23 protein-coding genes, 2 tRNA genes and 2 pseudogenes are annotated in these 22,112 nt (G+C 64.6%); 15 read left to right on the top strand and 12 right to left on the bottom strand.

Translation table 11 applies throughout. The features are described from left to right. The 3 genes and pseudogenes from obgE (ACIDOCELLA78_RS84220) to rplU (ACIDOCELLA78_RS84210) form a co-directional block, all read right to left on the bottom strand. Positions 1 to 134: pseudogene (obgE, locus tag ACIDOCELLA78_RS84220) on the bottom strand (GTPase ObgE); the annotation flags it as partial. A 62-nt stretch (positions 135 to 196) separates the two neighbouring features. Further along, complete coding sequence (gene rpmA / locus ACIDOCELLA78_RS84215) at positions 197 to 466, bottom strand: 50S ribosomal protein L27 (RefSeq protein WP_201727916.1); 270 nt, start codon at positions 464 to 466, stop codon at positions 197 to 199. Positions 467 to 481: 15 nt separating this feature from the next. Then, positions 482 to 793 (bottom strand): annotated as a pseudogene (gene rplU, locus ACIDOCELLA78_RS84210) (50S ribosomal protein L21). A 199-nt stretch (positions 794 to 992) separates the two neighbouring features. Between rplU (ACIDOCELLA78_RS84210) and ACIDOCELLA78_RS84205 the strand changes: the two are divergent. The 5 genes from ACIDOCELLA78_RS84205 (at position 993) to ACIDOCELLA78_RS84185 (ending at position 3,494) form a co-directional block, all read left to right on the top strand. Then, a tRNA-Ser gene (locus tag ACIDOCELLA78_RS84205) sits at positions 993 to 1,081 on the top strand. 161 nt (positions 1,082 to 1,242) lie between these two features. Continuing rightward, the gene (locus tag ACIDOCELLA78_RS84200; protein WP_374223230.1) at positions 1,243 to 1,899 is read left to right on the top strand and encodes a tyrosine-type recombinase/integrase; all 657 of its coding nucleotides are present in this window, start codon (positions 1,243 to 1,245) and stop codon (positions 1,897 to 1,899) included. Next, positions 1,872 to 2,381 (top strand): site-specific integrase, encoded by a 510-nt coding sequence (locus ACIDOCELLA78_RS84195; RefSeq protein WP_249675131.1) that lies wholly within the window; start codon positions 1,872 to 1,874, stop codon positions 2,379 to 2,381. The genes ACIDOCELLA78_RS84200 and ACIDOCELLA78_RS84195 overlap by 28 nt, the downstream gene beginning before the upstream one ends. Next, positions 2,374 to 2,901, top strand: a complete 528-nt coding sequence (locus tag ACIDOCELLA78_RS84190) for a hypothetical protein (RefSeq protein ID WP_201727921.1) — start codon at positions 2,374 to 2,376, stop codon at positions 2,899 to 2,901. The genes ACIDOCELLA78_RS84195 and ACIDOCELLA78_RS84190 overlap by 8 nt, the downstream gene beginning before the upstream one ends. 56 nt (positions 2,902 to 2,957) lie before the next feature. Beyond that, entirely contained in the window at positions 2,958 to 3,494 is a 537-nt protein-coding gene (locus tag ACIDOCELLA78_RS84185; RefSeq protein WP_214006274.1) for a hypothetical protein, read from the top strand. A 971-nt stretch (positions 3,495 to 4,465) separates the two neighbouring features. On the opposite strand, the gene ACIDOCELLA78_RS84180 is transcribed toward ACIDOCELLA78_RS84185, so the two are convergent. The 3 genes from ACIDOCELLA78_RS84180 to ACIDOCELLA78_RS84170 form a co-directional block, all read right to left on the bottom strand. Continuing rightward, the gene (locus tag ACIDOCELLA78_RS84180; protein ID WP_201727919.1) at positions 4,466 to 5,320 is read right to left on the bottom strand and encodes a hypothetical protein; all 855 of its coding nucleotides are present in this window, start codon (positions 5,318 to 5,320) and stop codon (positions 4,466 to 4,468) included. Continuing rightward, positions 5,313 to 6,479: a site-specific integrase gene (locus ACIDOCELLA78_RS84175; protein ID WP_201727918.1), complete on the bottom strand. Its 1,167-nt coding sequence runs from the start codon at positions 6,477 to 6,479 to the stop codon at positions 5,313 to 5,315. The genes ACIDOCELLA78_RS84180 and ACIDOCELLA78_RS84175 overlap by 8 nt, the downstream gene beginning before the upstream one ends. Positions 6,480 to 6,616: 137 nt before the next feature. Beyond that, positions 6,617 to 6,706 (bottom strand) — tRNA-Ser (locus ACIDOCELLA78_RS84170). A 198-nt stretch (positions 6,707 to 6,904) separates the two neighbouring features. On the opposite strand from ACIDOCELLA78_RS84170, the gene rplU (ACIDOCELLA78_RS84165) reads away from it, so the two are divergent. The 4 genes from rplU (ACIDOCELLA78_RS84165) (at position 6,905) to proB (ending at position 9,731) form a co-directional block, all read left to right on the top strand. Beyond that, complete coding sequence (gene rplU / locus ACIDOCELLA78_RS84165) at positions 6,905 to 7,219, top strand: 50S ribosomal protein L21 (RefSeq protein WP_201727917.1); 315 nt, start codon at positions 6,905 to 6,907, stop codon at positions 7,217 to 7,219. Positions 7,220 to 7,234: 15 nt separating this feature from the next. Then, positions 7,235 to 7,504 carry a 50S ribosomal protein L27 gene (rpmA, locus tag ACIDOCELLA78_RS84160; RefSeq protein ID WP_201727916.1) on the top strand — a complete coding sequence of 90 codons (270 nt, stop codon included), beginning with the start codon at positions 7,235 to 7,237 and terminating at the stop codon, positions 7,502 to 7,504. Positions 7,505 to 7,566: 62 nt separating this feature from the next. Then, positions 7,567 to 8,565, top strand: coding sequence for a GTPase ObgE (gene obgE, locus ACIDOCELLA78_RS84155; protein WP_201727915.1), 999 nt, complete (start codon positions 7,567 to 7,569; stop codon positions 8,563 to 8,565). Further along, entirely contained in the window at positions 8,562 to 9,731 is a 1,170-nt protein-coding gene (gene proB / locus ACIDOCELLA78_RS84150; RefSeq protein WP_201727914.1) for a glutamate 5-kinase, read from the top strand. Before obgE (ACIDOCELLA78_RS84155) ends, proB begins: the two co-directional genes overlap by 4 nt. A gap of 37 nt (positions 9,732 to 9,768) precedes the next feature. Here proB and ACIDOCELLA78_RS84145 read toward each other — a convergent pair whose 3' ends face one another. From ACIDOCELLA78_RS84145 to ACIDOCELLA78_RS84135, 3 genes are all read right to left on the bottom strand, one after another. Next, on the bottom strand, positions 9,769 to 10,284 hold the full coding sequence (locus ACIDOCELLA78_RS84145) for a Cupredoxin (protein ID WP_249675128.1): 516 nt from the start codon (positions 10,282 to 10,284) through the stop codon (positions 9,769 to 9,771). 98 nt (positions 10,285 to 10,382) lie between these two features. After that, positions 10,383 to 11,171 carry an arginyltransferase gene (locus ACIDOCELLA78_RS84140; protein WP_201727912.1) on the bottom strand — a complete coding sequence of 263 codons (789 nt, stop codon included), beginning with the start codon at positions 11,169 to 11,171 and terminating at the stop codon, positions 10,383 to 10,385. Then, a complete protein-coding gene (locus ACIDOCELLA78_RS84135) occupies positions 11,168 to 11,662 on the bottom strand; it encodes an RDD family protein (RefSeq protein ID WP_201727911.1) in 495 nt (164 codons plus the stop codon). Before ACIDOCELLA78_RS84135 ends, ACIDOCELLA78_RS84140 begins: the two co-directional genes overlap by 4 nt. Before the next feature lie 158 nt (positions 11,663 to 11,820). On the opposite strand from ACIDOCELLA78_RS84135, the gene ACIDOCELLA78_RS84130 reads away from it, so the two are divergent. The 4 genes from ACIDOCELLA78_RS84130 to ACIDOCELLA78_RS84115 are packed head-to-tail and all read left to right on the top strand — an operon-like array spanning position 11,821 to position 15,193. Then, complete coding sequence (locus tag ACIDOCELLA78_RS84130; protein ID WP_201727910.1) at positions 11,821 to 12,753, top strand: ribose-phosphate pyrophosphokinase; 933 nt, start codon at positions 11,821 to 11,823, stop codon at positions 12,751 to 12,753. Positions 12,754 to 12,778: 25 nt separating this feature from the next. Further along, a complete protein-coding gene (locus tag ACIDOCELLA78_RS84125; RefSeq protein WP_201727909.1) occupies positions 12,779 to 13,399 on the top strand; it encodes a glutathione S-transferase family protein in 621 nt (206 codons plus the stop codon). Then, the gene (locus ACIDOCELLA78_RS84120) at positions 13,399 to 13,983 is read left to right on the top strand and encodes a histidine phosphatase family protein (RefSeq protein WP_201727908.1); all 585 of its coding nucleotides are present in this window, start codon (positions 13,399 to 13,401) and stop codon (positions 13,981 to 13,983) included. Before ACIDOCELLA78_RS84125 ends, ACIDOCELLA78_RS84120 begins: the two co-directional genes overlap by 1 nt. A 46-nt stretch (positions 13,984 to 14,029) precedes the next feature. Continuing rightward, a complete protein-coding gene (locus ACIDOCELLA78_RS84115; RefSeq protein WP_201727907.1) occupies positions 14,030 to 15,193 on the top strand; it encodes an iron-containing alcohol dehydrogenase in 1,164 nt (387 codons plus the stop codon). Between the two features lie 21 nt (positions 15,194 to 15,214). On the opposite strand, the gene ACIDOCELLA78_RS84110 is transcribed toward ACIDOCELLA78_RS84115, so the two are convergent. After that, complete coding sequence (locus ACIDOCELLA78_RS84110) at positions 15,215 to 16,384, bottom strand: amidase (RefSeq protein ID WP_201727906.1); 1,170 nt, start codon at positions 16,382 to 16,384, stop codon at positions 15,215 to 15,217. Positions 16,385 to 16,490: 106 nt separating this feature from the next. Between ACIDOCELLA78_RS84110 and ACIDOCELLA78_RS84105 the strand changes: the two genes are divergently transcribed. Together ACIDOCELLA78_RS84105 and ACIDOCELLA78_RS84100 are read left to right on the top strand one after the other, a co-directional pair. Next, positions 16,491 to 17,441 (top strand): ferritin-like domain-containing protein, encoded by a 951-nt coding sequence (locus ACIDOCELLA78_RS84105; RefSeq protein WP_201727905.1) that lies wholly within the window; start codon positions 16,491 to 16,493, stop codon positions 17,439 to 17,441. Further along, complete coding sequence (locus ACIDOCELLA78_RS84100; protein WP_201727904.1) at positions 17,438 to 18,292, top strand: class I SAM-dependent methyltransferase; 855 nt, start codon at positions 17,438 to 17,440, stop codon at positions 18,290 to 18,292. The genes ACIDOCELLA78_RS84105 and ACIDOCELLA78_RS84100 overlap by 4 nt, the downstream gene beginning before the upstream one ends. Before the next feature lie 193 nt (positions 18,293 to 18,485). Here ACIDOCELLA78_RS84100 and fusA read toward each other — a convergent pair whose 3' ends face one another. Beyond that, a complete protein-coding gene (gene fusA / locus ACIDOCELLA78_RS84095) occupies positions 18,486 to 20,573 on the bottom strand; it encodes an elongation factor G (protein ID WP_201727903.1) in 2,088 nt (695 codons plus the stop codon). 228 nt (positions 20,574 to 20,801) lie between these two features. Beyond that, the gene (locus ACIDOCELLA78_RS84090; protein ID WP_249675121.1) at positions 20,802 to 22,034 is read right to left on the bottom strand and encodes a D-alanyl-D-alanine carboxypeptidase family protein; all 1,233 of its coding nucleotides are present in this window, start codon (positions 22,032 to 22,034) and stop codon (positions 20,802 to 20,804) included. Positions 22,035 to 22,112: the final 78 nt, after the last annotated feature.

The raw sequence follows: 22,112 nt of genomic DNA, 5'->3' as shown, positions 1-22,112 counted from the left end.
ATGTCGCCGCCACGGCCGCCATTGCCGCCATCCGGCCCACCGAACTCGATATATTTTTCGCGCCGGAACGCGACGACACCGTTGCCGCCATCTCCCGAACGCACATAAATCTTCGCCTGGTCGAGGAACTTCATGAGTGCAGATACGCAAAAGGCCGGCACCGGCCGGCCTTCGCGTCTTTCATACCGGAAACAGGTTACTCCGCGGCGATCGGCAGCTTCTCGACCGACACATGCACGCGGCCCTCGGCCCGGCGGGAGAACTTCACCCGCCCGTCGACGAGCGCGAAGATCGTGTGGTCGCGGCCGACGCCGACATTGGCGCCAGGCTTCACCTTGGTGCCGCGCTGGCGGATGATGATGTTGCCGGCGATCACCTGCTCGTCACCGAACTTCTTGACGCCGAGGCGGCGGCCTTCGGAATCGCGACCGTTGCGCGACGAGCCACCGGCTTTCTTGTGTGCCATGGGATATCCCTCCGATCAGGCGGCGTTGATGCCGGACACGCGCAGCACGGTCACTTTCTGGGTGGCCGTTCTTGCGGCGGCTGTTCTGCCGGCGGCGCTTCTTGAAGATGATGACCGTATCGAGCTTGTCCTGCGCGATCACGTGGCGGTGACGGAGGCACCCTCGACAACCGGCTTGCCCAGGGTCACGCCCTGTTCACCGCCGATGGCGAGAACATCGGTGAAGGTCACGGTGCTGCCGGCCTCGGCCTCGAGTTTCTCGACCTTCAGCACCGCGTCCGGCACGACGCGATATTGTTTTCCGCCGGTGCGGATGACTGCAAACATCGATCTGGTCCAATTCTATCTGCAACGCCGCGCGGGCGGACAAAGAAAAGAAGCGCGAAACCCTGCGGCTTCGCGCGATTGCGGGGTTATAGCGCGCTCCATCCCGCTGTCAATCGACTTGCCCGGCCAATCGGCATCGATATGCACCGCCACTGTTGCCTAGTCAGCGCCATCATGCGTATAACGCCGCCCCGACCGCGGAGAGGTGCCAGAGTGGTCGATTGGGACGGTCTCGAAAACCGTTGTGCCTTCACGGTACCGTGGGTTCGAATCCCACCCTCTCCGCCACCGCCACGAATTACCAGATATTATAGCGTATGAAAACCGGCTGATTCCCGCCGGTTTTTGGCGTTTTGCTGTTGCACCCTGACTCATCCCGTTGCATGGTATCCCACACGTCGTGTGGTAACTAGTGTGGGATAAGATTGGGCAAGCTTTCAGCCTCTTCCGTGAAGGCCGCAAAGGAGCCGGGGCGCTATGGCGACGGCGACGGCCTGTACCTTGTTATAAGCCCTCGGGCGGGAAGTCCTGGGTTTGCCGGGTGCAGAAGGATGGCAAGCGCCGGGACGTTGGCCTGGGAGTGCAAAGAAGGTGTCCCTGGCCTTGCCCGCGAGCGCGCCACCAAGGTGAGGACGCAGGTCGAGGTGGGACTTGATCCCGTTGCCGAGCGGCGGAAAGAGGCAGGGATACCCACCTTCAAGGAAGCAGCTGCTCTGGTGTTTGCCGAGCACAAGGCGAGCTGGCGGAATCAAAAGCACCGGGCGCAGTGGCTATCCACCCTTGAGACATACGCGTTCCCGATGCTTGGCGACCTATCGGTTGCCGTGATTGACGGCCACCACGTCCGGGATGCCGTGATTTCCATTTGGCTCGAAAAGCCGGAGACGGCGCGGCGCGTGCGTCAGAGGATCAACACGGTCATCGATTGGGCGATCGGCAAGGGATACCGGACAACGCCCCTGCCGATTGCGGCAATGAATAAGTCGATGCCCAAGGTTAAGGCCAAGGGGTGCATCATACGGCCATGCCCTATGCCGATGTTCCGGCGTTCGTTGCCAAACTCAATGAGCGGGATACGATGGGACGGCTTGCTCTTGAGACGCTGATCCTCACCGCAACCAGGTCCGGCGAGATTCGCGGCGCGACTTGGGGCGAAATTGATCTCGACAATGCCCTGTGGACAATCCCCGCCGAGCGGATGAAGGCCGGCAAGGAGCATGTCGTCCCACTGTCATCCGCTGCCCTGGACGTGATCCGGCGGGCGCTGGGCTACAGAGAGGCGCGGAGCGAGTTGGTGTTTCCCGGCCAGCGCGGCGGTAAGCCGCTGTCCGACATGACGCTGACCAAGATTTGCCGCGACATGGAGGTTCCCGCCGTGCCGCATGGTTTTCGTTCATCCTTCCGGGATTGGGTGGCCGAGGAAACGGATTTTGATGGCGACATAGCCGAAATGGCCCTTGCCCATGCCATCGGGAATAAGGTTGAGGCAGCTTATCGACGGGGCAATCTTCTGGAGAAGAGGAAGGCGCTCATGGAGGCGTGGGGGCAATATTGCGTCACAAGTCAGAAAAGAGAGGGCCGTGACTAAAATCAAGACTGAAAAGTTGAGCCACTTCGCGGCGCAGCGTTTAGTGCCCGAAGACATAGAAGAAGGTGAGCGCCAAATAACGGCTTTTGCCAAAAAACTCTATTGGCGGTTTTTTGTAATCGATGTGACGTGTAACATCCTATCTGCACTTGCCTTGGTAGCTCTTGGCATAGAGCTTTGGTGGCTTTCGTTGCAGCCGCACAACTATAAAGCGTTTGCTCCCTTTCTTTGGGAAATGACTTTTTTAGCTCTCTGCGTGTTTTTCTGGTTTGGACCAGGGGTATTCCAAAGACGCAAGCGCTTTTTCGTCAACCGACCCTACGATACGATTCTGCCACTCGCCATTGAAGAATTGCTCGCTGAGCTGGCATCAGGACAAATCAAGACCATCATGCCCGCAAAACAGGGCGCTGTCAGTATTTCGGCCTTGCAAAATACTGAAGGGATGCTTTTTGACACCACACTGAACCCCAATGATTTTAAAACAGGTATGCACCCGTCCTGCTTTCCTCTGAAGTAAAATATTATCCTGGTGCAAAAATACCAAAAATATCTCCAATCCGTCCAATTTATGTTGTGACTATCCCTGCCAAAGAAGCCAATTCTACCGACGAACCTGAGACACAGGCCATAACTGTGGCTACCACTAATCTGTCCGAGCCTACCATTGAAAAAACTGGCCTGGAGAATCTGGATGCGACTGGTAACGCCAGTGAATACACTGCTGACAAAAAAGAAAATGTCATTAGGCATTGGCGATCCTTGGTCCCTCCGGAGCAGAGGACAGCTTTTTGCGAAACATTTGCTGCGGAGGGGGGCTGGAAGGGCGATGATGCCAAAAAGATAATCATCGCATTGCAAGCCGTTTTTTCGTATGACGGTAAAATGAAGCCGCGAGTGGGCAGAGAAACTCTTCCGCCCCTGATTGGTGCTGCTGTTGCGGCACTTCGACGCGCCATGGAAGATGGCCAAATCGAGACGCTTTGGTTATCCGACGCTCACAGGCCCGATCCAAGTTCATCGCTTGAAAAAATGCTTGGTGACACCAAAGACCACAAGTACACCCAAATTAGAATAAAAACATTCAAAATTTTAGGGATACGCGGAAGCTAATGGCGCCGATAACCGCATGATATAAAACCGTTACTGGTTACTGAAGAATTTTTTGATACCAGTAATCAGTAAGCTTTCGCGGATCAGGCACAACGTCTCGTAAAGGCTGGTGGCACGCCATAGCTCAGGATGCCACAAGATGAACCGAGATACTTTTCCCAGCGTTCTCCTGACGATTGAGGACGTGATGCGGCTGACAGGTTACAAAAGCCGCTCCAGCATTTACCGCCTTGTGCACCGGTCTGTTTGCCCGCCCCCAGTGGTCATAGGCGGCGGCGAGTGCGGTGGCGCGCCGGTGAAATTGAGCGCTGGCTCCAGAACTTCCTACCCGAATCTATCCGTAGCTGCAGCACACCAGCCCATGGCCATCTTGAAAAGCACGGTTCCTTCCAGCACTCCGAATTCGGGGTGAGAAAATGAAGAACTGAAGACAGCCGCAAGAGCCGGGGCGCGCTACGGATAGATCGGTAGAAGTCCGAGCAGCGCTCAATTTCACCGGCGCCACCGCATCGGCCCGCCTATGACACGGGGCGGCAACAGCGGTGCACAAGGCGGTATCTCGGTTCATCTTGTGGCATCCTGAGCTATGGCGTGCCACCAGCCTTTACGAGACGTTGTGCCTGATCCGCGAAAGCTTACTGATTACTGGTATCAAAAAATTCTTCAGTAACCAGTAACGGTTTTATATCATGCGGTTATCGGCGCCATTAGCTTCCGCGTATCCCTAAAATTTGAATGTTTTTATTCTAATTTGGGTGTACTTGTGGTCTTTGGTGTCACCAAGCATTTTTTCAAGCGATGAACTTGGATCGGGCCTGTGAGCGTCGGATAACCAAAGCGTCTCGATTTGGCCATCTTCCATGGCGCGTCGAAGTGCCGCAACAGCAGCACCAATCAGGGCGGAAGAGTTTCTCTGCCCACTCGCGGCTTCATTTTACCGTCATACGAAAAAACGGCTTGCAATGCGATGATTATCTTTTTGGCATCATCGCCCTTCCAGCCCCCTCCGCAGCAAATGTTTCGCAAAAAGCTGTCCTCTGCTCCGGAGGGACCAAGGATCGCCAATGCCTAATGACATTTTCTTTTTTGTCAGCAGTGTATTCACTGGCGTTACCAGTCGCATCCAGATTCTCCAGGCCAGTTTTTTCAATGGTAGGCTCGGACAGATTAGTGGTAGCCACAGTTATGGCCTGTGTCTCAGGTTCGTCGGTAGAATTGGCTTCTTTGGCAGGGATAGTCACAACATAAATTGGACGGATTGGAGATATTTTTGGTATTTTTGCACCAGGATAATATTTTACTTCAGAGGAAAGCAGGACGGGTGCATACCTGTTTTTAAAATCATTGGGGTTCAGTGTGGTGTCAAAAAGCATCCCTTCAGTATTTTGCAAGGCCGAAATACTGACAGCGCCCTGTTTTGCGGGCATGATGGTCTTGATTTGTCCTGATGCCAGCTCAGCGAGCAATTCTTCAATGGCGAGTGGCAGAATCGTATCGTAGGGTCGGTTGACGAAAAAGCGCTTGCGTCTTTGGAATACCCCTGGTCCAAACCAGAAAAACACGCAGAGAGCTAAAAAAGTCATTTCCCAAAGAAAGGGAGCAAACGCTTTATAGTTGTGCGGCTGCAACGAAAGCCACCAAAGCTCTATGCCAAGAGCTACCAAGGCAAGTGCAGATAGGATGTTACACGTCACATCGATTACAAAAAACCGCCAATAGAGTTTTTTGGCAAAAGCCGTTATTTGGCGCTCACCTTCTTCTATGTCTTCGGGCACTAAACGCTGCGCCGCGAAGTGGCTCAACTTTTCAGTCTTGATTTTAGTCACGGCCCTCTCTTTTCTGACTTGTGACGCAATATTGCCCCCACGCCTCCATGAGCGCCTTCCTCTTCTCCAGAAGATTGCCCCGTCGATAAGCTGCCTCAACCTTATTCCCGATGGCATGGGCAAGGGCCATTTCGGCTATGTCGCCATCAAAATCCGTTTCCTCGGCCACCCAATCCCGGAAGGATGAACGAAAACCATGCGGCACGGCGGGAACCTCCATGTCGCGGCAAATCTTGGTCAGCGTCATGTCGGACAGCGGCTTACCGCCGCGCTGGCCGGGAAACACCAACTCGCTCCGCGCCTCTCTGTAGCCCAGCGCCCGCCGGATCACGTCCAGGGCAGCGGATGACAGTGGGACGACATGCTCCTTGCCGGCCTTCATCCGCTCGGCGGGGATTGTCCACAGGGCATTGTCGAGATCAATTTCGCCCCAAGTCGCGCCGCGAATCTCGCCGGACCTGGTTGCGGTGAGGATCAGCGTCTCAAGAGCAAGCCGTCCCATCGTATCCCGCTCATTGAGTTTGGCAACGAACGCCGGAACATCGGCATAGGGCATGGCCGTATGATGCACCCCCTTGGCCTTAACCTTGGGCATCGACTTATTCATTGCCGCAATCGGCAGGGGCGTTGTCCGGTATCCCTTGCCGATCGCCCAATCGATGACCGTGTTGATCCTCTGACGCACGCGCCGCGCCGTCTCCGGCTTTTCGAGCCAAATGGAAATCACGGCATCCCGGACGTGGTGGCCGTCAATCACGGCAACCGATAGGTCGCCAAGCATCGGGAACGCGTATGTCTCAAGGGTGGATAGCCACTGCGCCCGGTGCTTTTGATTCCGCCAGCTCGCCTTGTGCTCGGCAAACACCAGAGCAGCTGCTTCCTTGAAGGTGGGTATCCCTGCCTCTTTCCGCCGCTCGGCAACGGGATCAAGTCCCACCTCGACCTGCGTCCTCACCTTGGTGGCGCGCTCGCGGGCCAAGGCCAGGGACACCTTCTTTGCACTCCCCAGGCCAACGTCCCGGCGCTTGCCATCCTTCTGCACCCGGCAAACCCAGGACTTCCCGCCCCGAGGGCTTATAACAAGGTACAGGCCGTCGCCGTCGCCATAGCGCCCCGGCTCCTTTGCGGCCTTCACGGAAGAGGCTGAAAGCTTGCCCAATCTTATCCCACACTAGTTACCACACGACGTGTGGGATACCATGCAACGGGATGAGTCAGGGTGCAACAGCAAAACGCCAAAAACCGGCGGGAATCAGCCGGTTTTCATACGCTATAATATCTGGTAATTCGTGGCGGTGGCGGAGAGGGTGGGATTCGAACCCACGGTACCCGTGAAGGCACAACGGTTTTCGAGACCGTCCCAATCGACCACTCTGGCACCTCTCCGCGGTCGGGCGGCGTTATACGCATGATGGCGCTGACTAGGCAACAGTGGCGGTGCATATCGATGCCGATTGGCCGGGCAAGTCGATTGACAGCGGGATGGAGCGCGCTATAACCCCGCAATCGCGCGAAGCCGCAGGGTTTCGCGCTTCTTTTCTTTGTCCGCCCGCGCGGCGTTGCAGATAGAATTGGACCAGATCGATGTTTGCAGTCATCCGCACCGGCGGAAAACAATATCGCGTCGTGCCGGACGCGGTGCTGAAGGTCGAGAAACTCGAGGCCGAGGCCGGCAGCACCGTGACCTTCACCGATGTTCTCGCCATCGGCGGTGAACAGGGCGTGACCCTGGGCAAGCCGGTTGTCGAGGGTGCCTCCGTCACCGCCACGGTGATCGCGCAGGACAAGCTCGATACGGTCATCATCTTCAAGAAGCGCCGCCGGCAGAACAGCCGCCGCAAGAACGGCCACCGCCAGAAAGTGACCGTGCTGCGCGTGTCCGGCATCAACGCCGCCTGATCGGAGGGATATCCCATGGCACACAAGAAAGCCGGTGGCTCGTCGCGCAACGGTCGCGATTCCGAAGGCCGCCGCCTCGGCGTCAAGAAGTTCGGTGACGAGCAGGTGATCGCCGGCAACATCATCATCCGCCAGCGCGGCACCAAGGTGAAGCCTGGCGCCAATGTCGGCGTCGGCCGCGACCACACGATCTTCGCGCTCGTCGACGGGCGGGTGAAGTTCTCCCGCCGGGCCGAGGGCCGCGTGCATGTGTCGGTCGAGAAGCTGCCGATCGCCGCGGAGTAACCTGTTTCCGGTATGAAAGACGCGAAGGCCGGCCGGTGCCGGCCTTTTGCGTATCTGCACTCATGAAGTTCCTCGACCAGGCGAAGATTTATGTGCGTTCGGGAGATGGCGGCAACGGTGTCGTCGCGTTCCGGCGCGAAAAATATATCGAGTTCGGTGGGCCGGATGGCGGCAATGGCGGCCGTGGCGGCGACATCGTGTTCGAGGCGGTCGAGAACCTCAATACGCTGATCGACTTCCGCTATACCCAGCATTTCCGGGCCCGTAAGGGCGGTAACGGCGCCGGGTCGGACCGCACCGGCGCCGCCGCGCCGCCGGTGGTGATCAAGGTGCCGGTCGGCACGCAGATTCTCGATGACGACCGCGAGACCCTGCTCGCCGATCTGGATGCGCCGGGCAAGCGCATCGTGCTGCTGCGCGGCGGCGATGGCGGGTATGGCAACGCGATGTTCAAGACCTCGACCAACCGTGCGCCGCGTCGCGCCGATGCCGGCTGGCCGGGCGAGGAGCGCTGGGTCTGGCTGCGCCTGAAGCTGATTGCCGATGCCGGGCTGGTCGGGCTGCCCAATGCCGGGAAATCGACCTTTCTCTCGGTCGCCTCGGCGGCGCGGCCCAAGATCGCCGATTATCCGTTCACCACGCTGCACCCGCAACTCGGCGTGGTCCGGCTGTCGATGACCGAGGAATTCGTCCTCGCCGACATTCCCGGCCTGATCGAGGGCGCGCATGACGGCGCCGGGCTGGGCGACCGCTTTCTCGGCCATGTCGAACGCTGCGCCGCGCTGATCCACCTGATCGACGGGGCGGCCGGCGACGTGGTGGATGCGTGGCGGACGATCCGCGGCGAGCTGGAAGCCTATGGCGGCGGGCTGGCGCACAAGCCCGAGCTGATCGTGCTGAACAAGATGGATGCGATGACGCCGCACCAGATCGCCGGTCGGCGCTCGGCGCTCGAACGCGCGTCGGGCAGCAAGGTGATGGTCATTTCCGCCGTCGCGCATCAGGGCGTGGACGCGGTGCTGCGCGAAACCCTGCGGATGATCCGCGAGCGGCGGCAATGAGCCCCGGGCTGCCCGATCCCGGCGGCGCGCGGCTGCTGGTGGTCAAGATCGGGTCCGCCCTCATCGTCGATCCCGAGGCCGCGGCGCCGCGCACGACCTGGCTTGCGAGCGTGGCCGCCGACATCGCGGCGCTCAGGGCGCGCGGCGTGGGGGTGATCGTCGTCTCCTCCGGGGCGATCGCTCTGGCGCGGCGGCAGCTCGGCCTGACGCAGAAGCGGCTGCGGCTCGAGGAAAAACAGGCCGCGGCTTCCGTGGGGCAGATCCGGCTGGCGCAGGCCTGGAGCGAGGCGCTCTCGGCGCACGGGCTGGTGGCGGCGCAATTGCTGCTGACCATGGACGACACCGAGGACCGGCGGCGCTATCTCAACGCGCGGGCGACATTGCGCACGCTGCTCGAACTCGGCGCGGTGCCGGTGATCAACGAGAACGACTCGGTCGCCACCGGCGAGATCCGTTTCGGCGACAATGACCGGCTCGCCGGCCGGGTGGCCGAGATGGTCGAAGCCGATCAGCTGGTTTTGCTTTCCGATATTGACGGGCTCTACACCGCCGACCCGCGGCGCGATCCGGCGGCGGCGCATCTGCCTGTCGTCGCCGCGATCACGCCGGAGATCGAGGCGATGGGCGGCGCGCCGCCGCCGGGCTATTCCTCCGGCGGGATGCGGACCAAGCTCGTCGCCGCGCGGATCGCGACCCAGGCCGGTTGCGCCATGGCGATCGCGCTCGGTGGGGTCGCGCATCCGCTCGCGTCGCTCGAAGCGGGGGCGCGCTGCACCTGGTTCCTGCCGCAACCCGGCGGGCGCTCGGCGCGCAAGCGCTGGATCGCGGGATCGCTCGCGCCGCTTGGGCGGTTGCATGTCGATGCCGGTGCTGTGCGGGCGATTCGCGGCGGATCATCGCTGCTGCCGGCGGGGGTGGTGCGCGTCGAGGGCCGGTTCGAGCGTGGCGATGCGGTCGAGATCGCCGGGCCGGATGGCGCGGCGCTGGCCCGCGGCCTTGCCGCCTATCCGAGCGAGGATGCGGTGCTCATCGCCGGGCACCGCACCGACGAGATCGAGGCGCTGCTCGGCTGGCGCGGGCGGGACGAGCTGATCCACCGCGACGATCTCGTGCTCATGTCCGGCGCGCCTGGTCCGGACCTGCCCCCACCTGAGATCGGCGCCTGAGATTGGCGCAACTGGGCGGGGGTGGCCCGGGCGCGGTTCAGCCGCCGAAATAGCCCGGCAGGATTTTCGCGGCGCTGGTGGCGGGGTTGTCCTTCAACAGCGCCGGATCGGTGGTGACGACGATCAACCCGGCCATCGGCGTGCCGAATCCGTGAACGCCGGGGCGCACCTTCGGCAGCCACACGCCGCCCGGCGCCTTGGCAAGTTCGGCATGCACCGGGCAGTAATACCATTGCGGTCCCTGGTGGCGGAAGCTGATCGCGTAGGTATGGAGCTTGTGTCCCCTGCCCGGCGTGCCCCCCAGCGCGGGGTCGTCGAACGTCTTGCTCGCGGCGCCGGTTTGCGGATTGTAGCCGAGAATGGCGTGCGGCCCGGTATCCTCGTTGACGAACACCACCTTCTGGCCGGGACGGACGAAGACGAGGCGTTCGAGGAACTCGTTGGCGCCGTTCATGTGGATGTAGACCGGTTGCGGCGGCGAAGCGGCGCTGGCGGTGGCGGCGCCGAGGATGAGGGCGGAGGCAAGGCCGAGCGTGAGGGCTGATCGGTTCATGACGGTCTCCTGTTTCGTGAAGTTCATCTTCGCCATCCTCGTGGCAGCACAAGGGCGGGCGAGCCGCGGCGCGATCAATCCGGCGTGAGCTTCGCGGATCAGGTGCCGCTCTGGCGCACCGGGGCGAGGCGCAGGGGCCAGGCGGCAGGGCTTTCGGCCGCCGCGAGTTCGTCGGTCAGGTCCGTCCAGGTGCCGCCGAGCAGGATTTCGGCCGGGCGGAAGCGCGCCTTGTAGGCCATTTTCGGGCTCTCCGGCACCCAGTAGCCGAGATAGACGTAAGGCAGGCCAAGCTCGCGCGTGCGCTCGACGAGCCAGAGGATGGACCTCGTGCCGAGGGATAGCCGGACCAGCTCCGGGGCGAAGAACGAGTAGACGGCGGACAGCCCGTCGGCGAGGCGGTCGGTCAGGCAGGCGCCGACCAGCGTATCGGCCTCGTCCCGGAACTCGACCAGCCAGCTCTCGATCGGCGTATCCTCGACCATGGCGCGGTAATCGTAGAAGCTCATGCCCGCCATGTCGCCGTCGCCGTGGCGGGCCTGCTGGTAGCGCTGGAACAGCTTGAACTGCTCGGCGGTGGCGCGGGGCGGCATTTCGTAGGCGCGCAGGCCTTCATTCGCGGCGATGATCCGCTTCTGCGTGCGGCTCGGCCGGAACCGGCCGCTGACGATGCGGATGGGGACGCAGGAGCGGCAGCCGGGGCAGACCGGGGCGTAGGCTATGTTGTGGCTGCGGCGGAAGCCGCCGCGCGAGAGCCGGTTGTGCAGCGCGTCGGCGTCGGCGCCGGCGAGTTCGGTCACGACCTTCCGCTCGGTCCGCCCGGCGACATAGGGGCAGGGCAAGGGGGCCGTGGCGTAGAAGAATTGCGGCGGGCGGCTGGTGACGGTCACGGCGGGAGGGCGCGGCCGAGCGCGGCCGCATGCACGACCGTCAGGCCCGAGAGCAGGTCGTGCCCGGCCCTGCGCCGCCGGGTCACCAGCACCAGCAGGAAGGGCAGCATGCCCACCATGAAGGACACGCCGAGCAGCACGGTCCAGGCCAGGGCCTGGGCGAAGCTCGGCGGCAAAGGCGTGCCGCCCTCCAGCGTATCGTCCTGCCGGAGGGTGAGGCCGAGCAGGCGCTGCCCCGGTGTTGCCGCGGCGGCGGAGCGAAGCCAGAGCACATAATAGAGTGGCGGGATCGCCCAGGTGAAATGCAGCAGCAGGAAGCCGAGCCCGAGTGTGGCGACGCCGAGCACCACGATCGACCACCAGACGGCGACGCTGAGGACCGCGAGAAGCACGAGGTCGACCAGAAAGGCGAAGATCCGCCGTGGCCAGACATCGCGGGTCAGCCAGGCGTCGCGCGCCGCTTCGGCATCCAGAGGCAGGGACTGGCTCATGCGCCGCAGGATAGTGCGCCCGGTGCCATGCGCGCAATGGCCTGCACTGCCCGCGCGTCATGGACAGGGGCGGGAGCGGTTGCTACACGCGCCTCGGATCGTCCGGTCCAATTCCTTCGACATCGGGGCCGCTTGTTCCGGCCGCAAGGATCCGCCACATGAAGATCGTCGCGTGTAACTCCAACCTGCCGCTCGCGGATGCCGTCAGCAAGGCGCTGCACCTGCCGCTGACCACCGCCATCATCCGCCGCTTCGCCGATATGGAGATCCATGTCGAGATCCAGGAGAATGTCCGCGGCGAGGACGTGTTCGTCATCCAGTCGACCTGCTTTCCGGCGAACGACAACCTGATGGAGCTGCTGATCACGCTCGATGCGCTGCGGCGCGGCTCGGCGCGGCGGGTCACTGCGGTGATCCCGTATTTCGGCTACGCCAGGCAGGACCGCAAGACCGGCCCGCGCACGCCGATTTCGGCCAAGCTGGTCGCCAACATCATTACCGAGGCGGGGGCGAACCGGGTGCTCACGCTCGACCTGCATGCCGGGCAGATCCAGGGTTTCTTCGACATTCCGGTGGACAATCTCTACGGCGCGCCGCTGTTCGCGCGCGATATCCAGGAGCGGTTCGCCGGGCGCGACATCATGGTGGTGTCGCCGGATGCCGGCGGCGTCGCCCGTGCCCGCGCCACGGCGAGCCGGCTTGCCTGCGATTTCGCGATCATCGACAAGCGCCGCCCGCGCGCCGGCGTTTCGGAGGTGATGAACGTGATCGGCGATGTCGAGGGCCGGCACTGCATCATGATCGACGACATCGTCGATTCCGGCGGCTCGCTCTGCAACGCGGCCGAGGCGCTGATCCGCCACGGCGCGGCCTCGGCTTCGGCCTATGTCAGCCATGGCGTGTTGTCGGGCAAGGCGCTGGAGCGGATCGGCGCCAGCCCGATCGAGACGCTGGCCATCACCGACAGCATCCATCTCGATCCCGCGCGCAATCCGCCGGCGAATCTGCGCGTGCTGACCATCGCCCCCTTGCTTGCCGAGGCGATGCGCCGCATCTCGGATGAGACGTCCGTCAGCTCGCTGTTCGACTGACCGGCCGCGAAACCGGAGGAAACGCATGAAACTGTTCTACACACCCGGCGCCTGCTCGCTCGGGATTCATGTCCTGCTCGAGGAGCTTGGCCTGCCGCACGAGGGCGTGCTGGTGAACCTGCGCGAGGGGCAGCAATTCAGCGACGAATTCAGGGCGATCAACCCGAAGGCGAAGGTGCCGGCGGTGGTGCTCGACGATGGCGCGGTGCTGACCGAGTGGATCGCCATCGCCCATTACCTGGCCGCCACCAACCCGGACGCGCGGCTGGTGCCGGCCTCGCCGGTGGAGGCGGCGCGCTGCAACGAGCTGGTTGCCTATATCAATGGCTGGATGCACCCGCAGGGTTTCACCCGCATCTTCCGCCCGGACCGTTTCGCGCCGAACCCGGAGGACAAGGAGACGGTGCGCGAGCAGGGGCGGAAGATTTTCGCCGAAGGGTTCGACCTGATCGACAAGGTGCTCACCGATGGGCGGGACTGGCTGCTTGGCAGCTTCTCGATCGCCGATGCGGCGCTGTTCTATGTTTCGTTTTGGGCGGAGGGACGGCAGACCGTGCCGCTGCCGGCGCATGTCGCGGCGCATTACGCGCGGATGAAGGCGCGCCCGGCGGTGGCGCGGGCGATGGAGCAGGAGCGGCTCTCCTGATGACGCTGCCGCGCGCGCCGTTCTGGTTTCTCCGCCACGGTCAGACCGACTACAACGCGCGGGGCCTGTCGCAGGGGGCGATCGACATTCCGCTGAACGAGACCGGCCGGGCGCAGGCCCGCGCGGCGGCGCCGCTGCTGCTCGGGCGCGGGATCGTCGGCATCGTCGCCTCGCCGATGCAGCGGGCGCGGGAGACGGCCGAAATCGTCAACGAGACGCTCGGCCTGCCGCTCGCCTTCGAGCCCGACCTGCGCGAGGTGGTATTCGGCGGCATGGAGGGCAAGCCGCTCGACCCCTGGTTCGATGACTGGATCGACGGGCGGATGACCCCGCCGGGCGCCGAGAGCTTTGCCGACATCACCGCCCGCGCCGGCACCGCGCTGCGCCGCGTTCTGGCGCGGCCGGGGCCGCTGCTGCTGGTCTCGCATGGCGCCTTCTTCCGGGCGGTGCGCGGGCTGCTCGGCATGAGCCTGGATGGCCGCACCGCCAATGCCGCGCCCATTCTCTGCGCGCCGGAGGATGAGGGCTGGCGGACCGCGCTGGCCGCGGAACTCGACGAGGCGGCGGCGCCGGGCGCAATGTAGATTGTCTTCATCCGGCCGGGCCGGATCGCCTGTGGGGGAACGAGATATGGACATTGGATTTTTCGCGCCGCGGCACATGGATATCGGCGGCGGGGCGGTGGTGCGAATTGCGGCGATGCTCGGCCGCCTCGGCCTGTCGCGGCCGTTGATCGTCACCGACCCGGTCATGGTGAAGCTCGGCCTGGTCCGCCGCATCACCGATCCGCTGGAAGCGGCCGGGATCGTCTGCGCGATCTTCAGCGACACCGTGCCGGAGCCGGTGGATACGGTGGTGGAAGCCGGCGTCGCGGCCGCGCGCGGCGGTGCGTTCGACTGTCTGATCGGCTTCGGCGGCGGCTCGCCGATCGACACGGCGAAGGCGATCAACATCCTGCTCGCGGCGGAACCGGGCGCGCGGATGCGCGATTTCAAGGTGCCCGTCGCCGCGGATACGGCGGCGCTGCCGCTGATCGCGGTGCCGACCACCGCCGGGACCGGCTCGGAAGCGACACGCTTCACCGTGATCACCGATACGCAAACCGACGAGAAGATGCTGATCGCCGGGCTCGGGGCGCTGCCGCTGGCGGCGGTGGTCGATTACGAGCTGACCATGAGCGTGCCGCCGCGCACCACCGCCGACACCGGGATCGATGCCTTCACCCATGCGCTGGAGGCTTATGTTTCGCGGCGGGCGAACCCGGTTTCCGACGCCTATGCGCGCAGCGCGATGCGGCTGATCGGTGCCAATCTGCGCAAGGTGTGGCAGACGCCCCAGGACCGCGAGGCGCGCGAGGCGATGATGCTGGGCGCAACCCTCGCCGGGCTTGCCTTCTCCAACGCCTCGGTGGCGCTGGTGCATGGCATGTCGCGGCCGATCGGGGCGCATTTCCACGTGCCGCACGGCATGTCGAACGCGATGCTGCTGCCGGCGGTGACGCGCTACTCGCTCAACGCGGCGCTGCCGCGCTATGCGGAATCGGCCCGCCTCGCCGGGTTCGCCCGCGCCGATGATGCCGACCAGCTGGCCGGCGCCAGGCTGATCGAGGCGCTGGCGGCGATCAATGCCGAGCTTGAAGTGCCCACACCGCAGGGCTTCGGCGTGGCCCGCGCCGACTGGGACGCGCTGCTGCCGAAAATGGCGGAGCAGGCGCTCGCCTCCGGCAGCCCCGGCAACAATCCTGCGGTGCCGGATGCTGCCGAGATCGTCAGGATCTACGAAGAGATTTTCTGAACTCGTGTCCCGGCCGCGCGCTCAGGCGAGCGCGAGGTCGGCGGCGAGTTCGAGCAGGGCGAGATCGCGCCCGGGCCCGGCGATGAGCGACAGGCCGACCGGCGCGCCATCCACCCTGCCCACCGGAATGGTGAGTTCCGGCAGGCCGGCGAAGGCGGCGATGATGCCGACGCGCAGCGTGCGCGTGCGGACATCTTCATAGACCGCCTGCGCCGCCGCGACCGGCGGGGCCGGGCAGGGCGAGGTGGGGATCACCAGCACCGCGCCGCCGGCCAGCAAGGCGTGCATCCGCGCCGTGTAGGCAAGGCGCGCGGCCTTGCCCTCGGCCGCGGCTTCGGCGGTGAAACTCCGCGTCGCCGCGATCCGGCCCGCGGTCACCGGGTCGAGCGTCGGCTTGACCTTGTCGATGAAGCCGCCGAGCGTCAGCCAGGTTTCGCGCCCGCGCACGGCGTTTTGCAGGGATAGCAGACGGTCGAGCCCCTCCGGCACCGGGTCGATGTCGGCGACCGGGCCGAGCCTGTCGAGCGCGGGCGCGAGGGCGGCGGAAACCGCGGGATCGGCATTGGCAAAGGCCGCTGGAATCCTGAGGAACTGGGGCGCCAGCGGCGGGGCGGGCGGCAGCAGCGCCTCGCCGACGCGGAGCATGGTCTCCGCATCGCGGGCGAACCAGCCAGGCGTGTCGAAACTCGGGGCAAGGGCCGCCGCGCCGGCGAGGCTGAGCAGCCCCTGGCTCGGGCGCAGCCCGTACAGGCCGCAATAGCTGGCGGGGATACGCACCGAGCCGCCGGTATCCGAGCCGATGCCGACATGGGCGTGGCCGCCCGCGATCATCGCCGCGGAACCGCTGGAGGAGCCGCCGGGCAGCCGGTCTGGCGCTGCGGGGTTGAGCGGCGTGCCGTAATGGGCGTTGCGGCCTTCGAGGCCGAAGGCGAGTTCGACCGTCGTCGTCTTGCCGGTGATGCGGGCGCCGGCTTCGAGAAGCTGCGCGACGATCCAGGCATGCGAGAGGGCGGGGCCGAAATGCCGCCCCCAGTCGGGGTTGCCGAAGGCGGTCACCTCGCCCGCGATGTCGAACAGGTCCTTGACGACGACGTCGAGCCCGGCGAGCGGACCATGCGGCGTGCCCCGGATGTCGAGCGACTTGATCAGGCCGAGATCGGGATTTTCGGTGAGGGGGTGGTGCGTTTCCATACCGGCAGGGTAACAGAGTTCGGCGCCCGGTTGAACCGGTTTCGGGCGGGGTTAAAATCGTCTCGCCGGCACCGATATTGCCGACAGAGGACAAGGATGAAGGTCGATGAACGCCACTGCCATGACCGTTGATGCCGCCACCATCGAGGCCGCCGACAAGGCCGCCCGCCACTGGGTCAGCCCCGATCCCGGACCGCTGAGGCCGGGCTCGGAAACCCACAAGCGCGCCGTCTGCGCGATGTTCCACGAAACCTTCAACCCCTACAAGCCCTCGGTCATCGAGTGGCCGAAGCTCGACGCGGAGACGCTGAACAAGATCACCTCGCTGCCGATCTGGGACATCGCGGTGCAGACCGAGGGCAAGGCGCGGCTGCGGATGGCGGCCTATGCGCGGATCATCGCCGATCCGGACATGAGCAAGACGATCGAGCTGAACGGCTGGGAGGAGAACCGGCACAAGGAGGTGCTCTCCAAGCTGGTCGAGGCCTATGACATTCCGCTGGAGCCGGAGCCGGAATACCGCCAGCCGAAGGACCCGGAATGGGCCTATATGGTGACCGGCTATTCGGAATGCGTCGACAGTTTCTTCGCCTTCGGCCTGTTCGAACTGGCCAAGCGCTCGGGCTTCTTCCCGGCGGAGCTGGTGGAAACCTTCGAGCCGGTGATGCAGGAGGAGTGCCGGCATATCCTGCTCTTCGCCAACTGGGTCGCCTGGCACCGCGCGAAGCTGCCGCTGCACCGGCGGATCTGGTTCGAGCTGCGGGTTGCGGCGGTGTGGGCGTTTCTCGGCTGGGAGCGGATCGGCATTGCCCGCGGCATGGACGATGGCGGCAAGGGCAAGCCCAAGGCGCAGGACAACAATTTCACGGTCACCGGCAGCAAGTCGGTCAGTGCCGAGGAAATCTCGGTGCCCGAGCTGATGCGCATCTGCCTTGAGGAGAACGACCGGCGGTTCGCCGGCTACGATCAGCGGCTGCTGCGGCCGACCACGATGCCGATGCTGGTGCGGCTCGCGCTGAAATTCATGCCGAAGCCGCGCCGGACGGCGGCGGCGTGAGCGCGGAGGGGGCTGCCGGCGGCAACGAACGGCAGATCGCCTACTGGAACGAGGTCGCCGGGCCGAAATGGATTCGCGTCCAGGCGGCGATGGAAGCGCGGCTGATCGGGATCGAGGACCGGCTGCTTGAGCGCGCAGCCCCCCGCCCTGGCGAGCGGGTTCTGGAGATCGGCTGCGGCACGGGGACGACCACGGCGCGGCTCGCCGGGCTGGTGGGCGAGGGCGGGCATGTCACCGCCGTCGATGTGTCCCGCCCGATGCTGGAGGCGGCGCGCGCCCGGCTCGCTGGCCGCGCGCAGGTGACGCTGATGGAGGCGGATGCGGCGTTCGCGACCTTTGCCGCGCCGTTCGACCTCGTCACCTCGCGTTTCGGGGTCATGTTCTTCGAGGATCCGGCGGCGGCGTTCGCCAATCTGCGGCGCGCGCTCGCGCCGGGCGGCCGCCTCGTCTGCGCCGCCTGGGCGCCGATCGAGGACAATCCCCACTGGTCGGTGCCGCTCGGCATTGCCATCGAGCGGCTTGGCCCGCCGAAGCCGCGCCGGCCGCACGCGCCGGGACCGCTGGCCTTCTCCGATCCCGCGCATGTGCGCGCCGTGCTGGCGGCGGCGGGGTTCGCGGATATCGCGGTCGAGGCGGACGGGGTGGAATTGTATGGCAACACCCTCGACGATGAGGCCGAAATGGCGGCCACGATGGGCCCGGCGGGCGCGCTGATCGACGAAAAACAGGCCGATCCGGCGGCGCGCGCGGCGCTGATTGCGGCGTTTCGCGACGCGCTGCCCACCTATGCCGGCCCGGATGCAAGGCTGCCGGCGACCATTCACCTGATCACGGCCCGCAATTCCGGCTGACGCCGCGCCCCGTTTCGGGCGATTTATCGACTTGCGATGAAGACAACAAAAACGCGGACGACGAGGTCGTCCGCGTTTGGAAGGCGTTTCGCGATCGGTCTGAACCGGCCGGTCTGAACCGGCGCCGATCGGGGAGGCGGCCGCATTGTCGCGGTCGCCTCGCATGGTCGTCGCCGTGTTCAGAGGCGGTGGATCAGGCGCTCTTGGCCATGATTTCTTCCGCGATGTTGCGCGGCACCGGATCGTAGTGGTGGAACTGCATGGTGAAGGAGGCGCGGCCCTTGGTCATCGAGCGCAGGTTCGAGATGTAGCCGAACATTTCCTTCAGCGGCACCTGGGCGCGGACGATCACGGTGGACCCCGAGCTTTCCTGGTTCTGGATCATGCCGCGGCGACGGTTGAGGTCGCCCACCACGTCGCCGACATGGTCCTGCGGGGTGGTGATCTCGACATCCATGATCGGCTCGAGAATGACGGGGTTCGCCTTCTTCATGCCCTCGCGGAAACAGGCCTTGGCGGCGATTTCGAAGGCGAGCGCCGAGGAGTCGACGTCGTGGTACTTGCCGTCGACCAGGGTGTATTTGAAGTCCACGGTCGGGAAGCCGGCGAGGACGCCGGTATCGGCCTGGACGCGGATGCCCTTTTCGACCGCCGGGATATATTCCTTCGGCACGGTGCCGCCGACGACCTGGTTGTCGAACAGGATGCCCTCGTTCCGTTCCAGCGGCTGGAACACGATCTTGACTTCGGCGAACTGGCCCGAACCGCCCGACTGCTTCTTGTGGGTGTAGGTTTCGGTGTGCTCGCGGGTGATGGTTTCGCGATAGGCCACCTGCGGCGCGCCGACATTGGCCTCGACGCCGTATTCGCGGCGCAGACGGTCGATGATGATGTCGAGATGCAGCTCGCCCATGCCGGACAGGATGGTCTGGCCGGTTTCCTGGTCCGTCTTGAGGCGCAGCGAGGGGTCTTCGCCGGCGAGCTTCTGCAGCGCCAGCGTCATCTTTTCGACGGCGTCCTTGGTCTTGGGCTCGACCGAGATGTCGATGACCGGGACCGGGAAGGCCATGCGCTCCAGCACCACCGGGTCTTCCGAGGAGGCCAGGGTGTCGCCGGTGCCGGTGTCCTTCAGGCCGACAAAGGCGGCGATGTCGCCGGCCTGCACTTCCTTGATTTCCTCGCGCTTGTCCGCGTGCATCTGGAACATGCGGCCGACGCGCTCCTTGTGGCCCTTGGTGGTGTTGACCACCGTGTCACCCGAGCGCAGCGTGCCGGCATAGACGCGGACGAAGGTCAGCGTGCCGTATTTGTCGTTGATGATCTTGAAGGCGAGGCCGGCGAAGGGCGCGTCCGGATTGGCCGGGATCACGCGACGATCGGCCGAGGGGTCTTCCTCCTCGCCTTCCGGCGGGGCGACCTTGATGCCCTCGATATCGATCGGGCTCGGCAGATAGTCGAGCACGCCGTCGAGCAGCGGCTGCACGCCCTTGTTCTTGAAGGCGGTGCCGCAGAGCACCGGGCGGAACGCGCCCGAGATCGTGCCGGTCTTGATCGCGCGCTTCAGGGTCTCGATGCCGACATCGCCCTTCTCGAAATATTCCTCCATGCCGGCGTCGTCGACCGCGAGGGCGGTGTCGAGCAGGTTCTGGCGGTATTCCTTGGCCTTCTCCAGCATATCGGCCGGGATTTCCTCGTCATGGAACTTCGCGCCGAGTTCGCCGCCTTCCCAGACGATCGCCTTCATCTCGACGAGGTCGACCACGCCGACGAACTGGTCCTCGATGCCGATCGGCAGCTGCAGGGGCAGTGCGACGATGTCCAGCTTCTCCTTCAGCGTGTCGAACGCGCGATAGAAATCGGCGCCGGTGCGGTCCAGCTTGTTGATGAAAATGATGCGGGGAACGTTGTAGCGGTCGGCGAGGCGCCAGTTGGTTTCCGACTGCGGCTGCACGCCGGCCACGCCCTCGATGATGAACACCGCGCCGTCAAGCACGCGCAGCGAGCGGTTCACCTCGATGTTGAAGTCGATATGGCCGGGCGTGTCGATGATGTTGATGCGGTGGTCTTTCCACTCGCAGGTCACGGCGGCGGAGGTGATGGTGATGCCGCGCTCGCGCTCCTGCGCCATGTAGTCGGTCGTGGTGTTGCCGTCGTGGACTTCGCCGATCTTGTGCGACACGCCCGTGTAATAGAGGATGCGCTCGGTGGTCGTGGTCTTGCCCGCGTCGATATGGGCGGTGATGCCGATATTCCGGATCTTGGCAAGCTGGGTGCCGGACATGCAGTCTCTCCAGGGTGGGCTGTCCAGGATACAGCGAACAGCGTTTACAACGAAAAACGGGCGCGACCGCCGGACTGTTCTCCGGCAATCCACCCGATTGCGACCGGCTTTCGACCAATCTTCGGCCGCATAATGGCAAGCGGCACCGGATTTTGCAACCCGCCGCCGGCCGATTCGCGCTTCACGGTCGCAAAGGGGCGGCTCCGGCCGCGAGACCGGAGCGCAAGGCTACAGCGCGGCCTTCAGCCGCCGCATCATCCGGGTCATGAAACTGGCCCGCGGATCGTCGGCAAGGGCTATCGCCGGCACGGTCGCGAGGGTCTTGCCCCCGGCGCTGACGGTGATGGTGCCGACCCGCTGCCCGCGATGCACGCCTCCCGCCGGCGGTGGATCGAGTGCTACGCTGGTTTTCAGCGTTTTCGCCGCCAGCACCGGCAGCGTCATCGACACGCTGCGCGCGGGGCCGACCGCGACGCTGGTGGTGCGATAGAGCGGCGCCTTCAGCGTTGCCGCCGGCTTGTCGACGGTCGCGATCGTGGCGTTGGTGTAGAACTGATAGCCGTAATCGAGCAGTGATTCGATGTCGTGCGTGCTGACCGACCAGCTGGGGCCGCCGAGCACCACGGCAATCAGCCGCCGGCCGTTGCGCAGGGCGGTGGCGTCGATGCAGTGGCCGGCCTCGTTGGTGCGGCCGGTCTTCAGCCCGTCCACCGTCGGGTCGTGAAACAGCACCGGGTTCCAGCTGCGCTGGCGGATCTTGTCGAAGGTGAAGTGCTTCCTGACCGAAATCTTGAGGAATTGCGGATAGGTGCGGACGATGTCGCGCGACAGGGTCGCGACATCCATCGCCGATGTGCGCAGATCCGGATCGGGCAGGCCATCGACATTCGTATAGTGCGTCGCCTTCAGGCCGAGCGCCTTGGCCTCGTGGTTCATCAGGCCGACGAACCCGCCGCGGCTGCCGGCCACCGCCTGGGCGAGCGCCACCGCGGCATCGTTGCCGGAATCGATGATGAGCCCGTGCAGCAACTGGTCCACCGTCACCGCCATGCCCGGCGAGATGAACATGCGCGAACCGCCGGTGTGCCAGGCGGTGGTGCTGACCGGCACCGTCTGGTCCATCTTCAGCGCGCCGCGGGCCACAGCCTGGTAGGTGAGATAGGCGGTCATCAGCTTGGTCAGGCTGGCGGGCGGCCAGGGCTGATCGGGCGCCTTCGCGGCGATCACCGCGCCGGTCTCGGCATCCATCAGCACATAGGCCCCCTGCTGCGGCAGGGTGGGCGGCATCGGCACACCCGGGATGGCGAGCGGCGCGACCGGCGGGGGGCCGGCATCCTGTTGCGGGGCCGCGGCGGCGGCCGGGTGGTGTGCTGCGCCCTTCGGCCGCGGGGCCGCGTGTCCGGCGGCAAGGGACGTCGTGGAAAGAAGGGCGAATGTCAGGCACAAAAGTCGGCGCTTCATGGCTGCGGGAGTCCGGTCTGTTGGCATCCCCAGAGCCATACAATCGCGGACTGTGCCGTGGCAAATCGCGAGGTCGTG

It is taken from the genome of Acidocella sp. C78 (assembly GCF_907164655.1).
This window is presented reverse-complemented; position numbering and strand designations above follow the sequence as displayed.

Excerpts from the sequence above, each read along its gene's own strand:
- ACIDOCELLA78_RS84145 (WP_249675128.1), bottom strand. The coding sequence starts at position 10,284 with ATGAACCGATCAGCCCTCACGCTCGGCCTTGCCTCCGCCCTCATCCTC.
- rpmA (WP_201727916.1), top strand. The coding sequence starts at position 7,235 with ATGGCACACAAGAAAGCCGGTGGCTCGTCGCGCAACGGTCGCGATTCC.
- ACIDOCELLA78_RS84115 (WP_201727907.1), top strand. The coding sequence starts at position 14,030 with ATGGACATTGGATTTTTCGCGCCGCGGCACATGGATATCGGCGGCGGG.
- ACIDOCELLA78_RS84090 (WP_249675121.1), bottom strand. The coding sequence starts at position 22,034 with ATGAAGCGCCGACTTTTGTGCCTGACATTCGCCCTTCTTTCCACGACG.
- obgE (WP_201727915.1), top strand. The coding sequence starts at position 7,567 with ATGAAGTTCCTCGACCAGGCGAAGATTTATGTGCGTTCGGGAGATGGC.
- ACIDOCELLA78_RS84120 (WP_201727908.1), top strand. The coding sequence starts at position 13,399 with ATGACGCTGCCGCGCGCGCCGTTCTGGTTTCTCCGCCACGGTCAGACC.
- rplU (WP_201727917.1), top strand. The coding sequence starts at position 6,905 with ATGTTTGCAGTCATCCGCACCGGCGGAAAACAATATCGCGTCGTGCCG.
- ACIDOCELLA78_RS84110 (WP_201727906.1), bottom strand. The coding sequence starts at position 16,384 with ATGGAAACGCACCACCCCCTCACCGAAAATCCCGATCTCGGCCTGATC.
- ACIDOCELLA78_RS84125 (WP_201727909.1), top strand. The coding sequence starts at position 12,779 with ATGAAACTGTTCTACACACCCGGCGCCTGCTCGCTCGGGATTCATGTC.
- ACIDOCELLA78_RS84195 (WP_249675131.1), top strand. The coding sequence starts at position 1,872 with ATGGGACGGCTTGCTCTTGAGACGCTGATCCTCACCGCAACCAGGTCC.
- fusA (WP_201727903.1), bottom strand. The coding sequence starts at position 20,573 with ATGTCCGGCACCCAGCTTGCCAAGATCCGGAATATCGGCATCACCGCC.
- rpmA (WP_201727916.1), bottom strand. The coding sequence starts at position 466 with ATGGCACACAAGAAAGCCGGTGGCTCGTCGCGCAACGGTCGCGATTCC.
- proB (WP_201727914.1), top strand. The coding sequence starts at position 8,562 with ATGAGCCCCGGGCTGCCCGATCCCGGCGGCGCGCGGCTGCTGGTGGTC.
- ACIDOCELLA78_RS84135 (WP_201727911.1), bottom strand. The coding sequence starts at position 11,662 with ATGAGCCAGTCCCTGCCTCTGGATGCCGAAGCGGCGCGCGACGCCTGG.
- ACIDOCELLA78_RS84130 (WP_201727910.1), top strand. The coding sequence starts at position 11,821 with ATGAAGATCGTCGCGTGTAACTCCAACCTGCCGCTCGCGGATGCCGTC.
- ACIDOCELLA78_RS84105 (WP_201727905.1), top strand. The coding sequence starts at position 16,491 with ATGAACGCCACTGCCATGACCGTTGATGCCGCCACCATCGAGGCCGCC.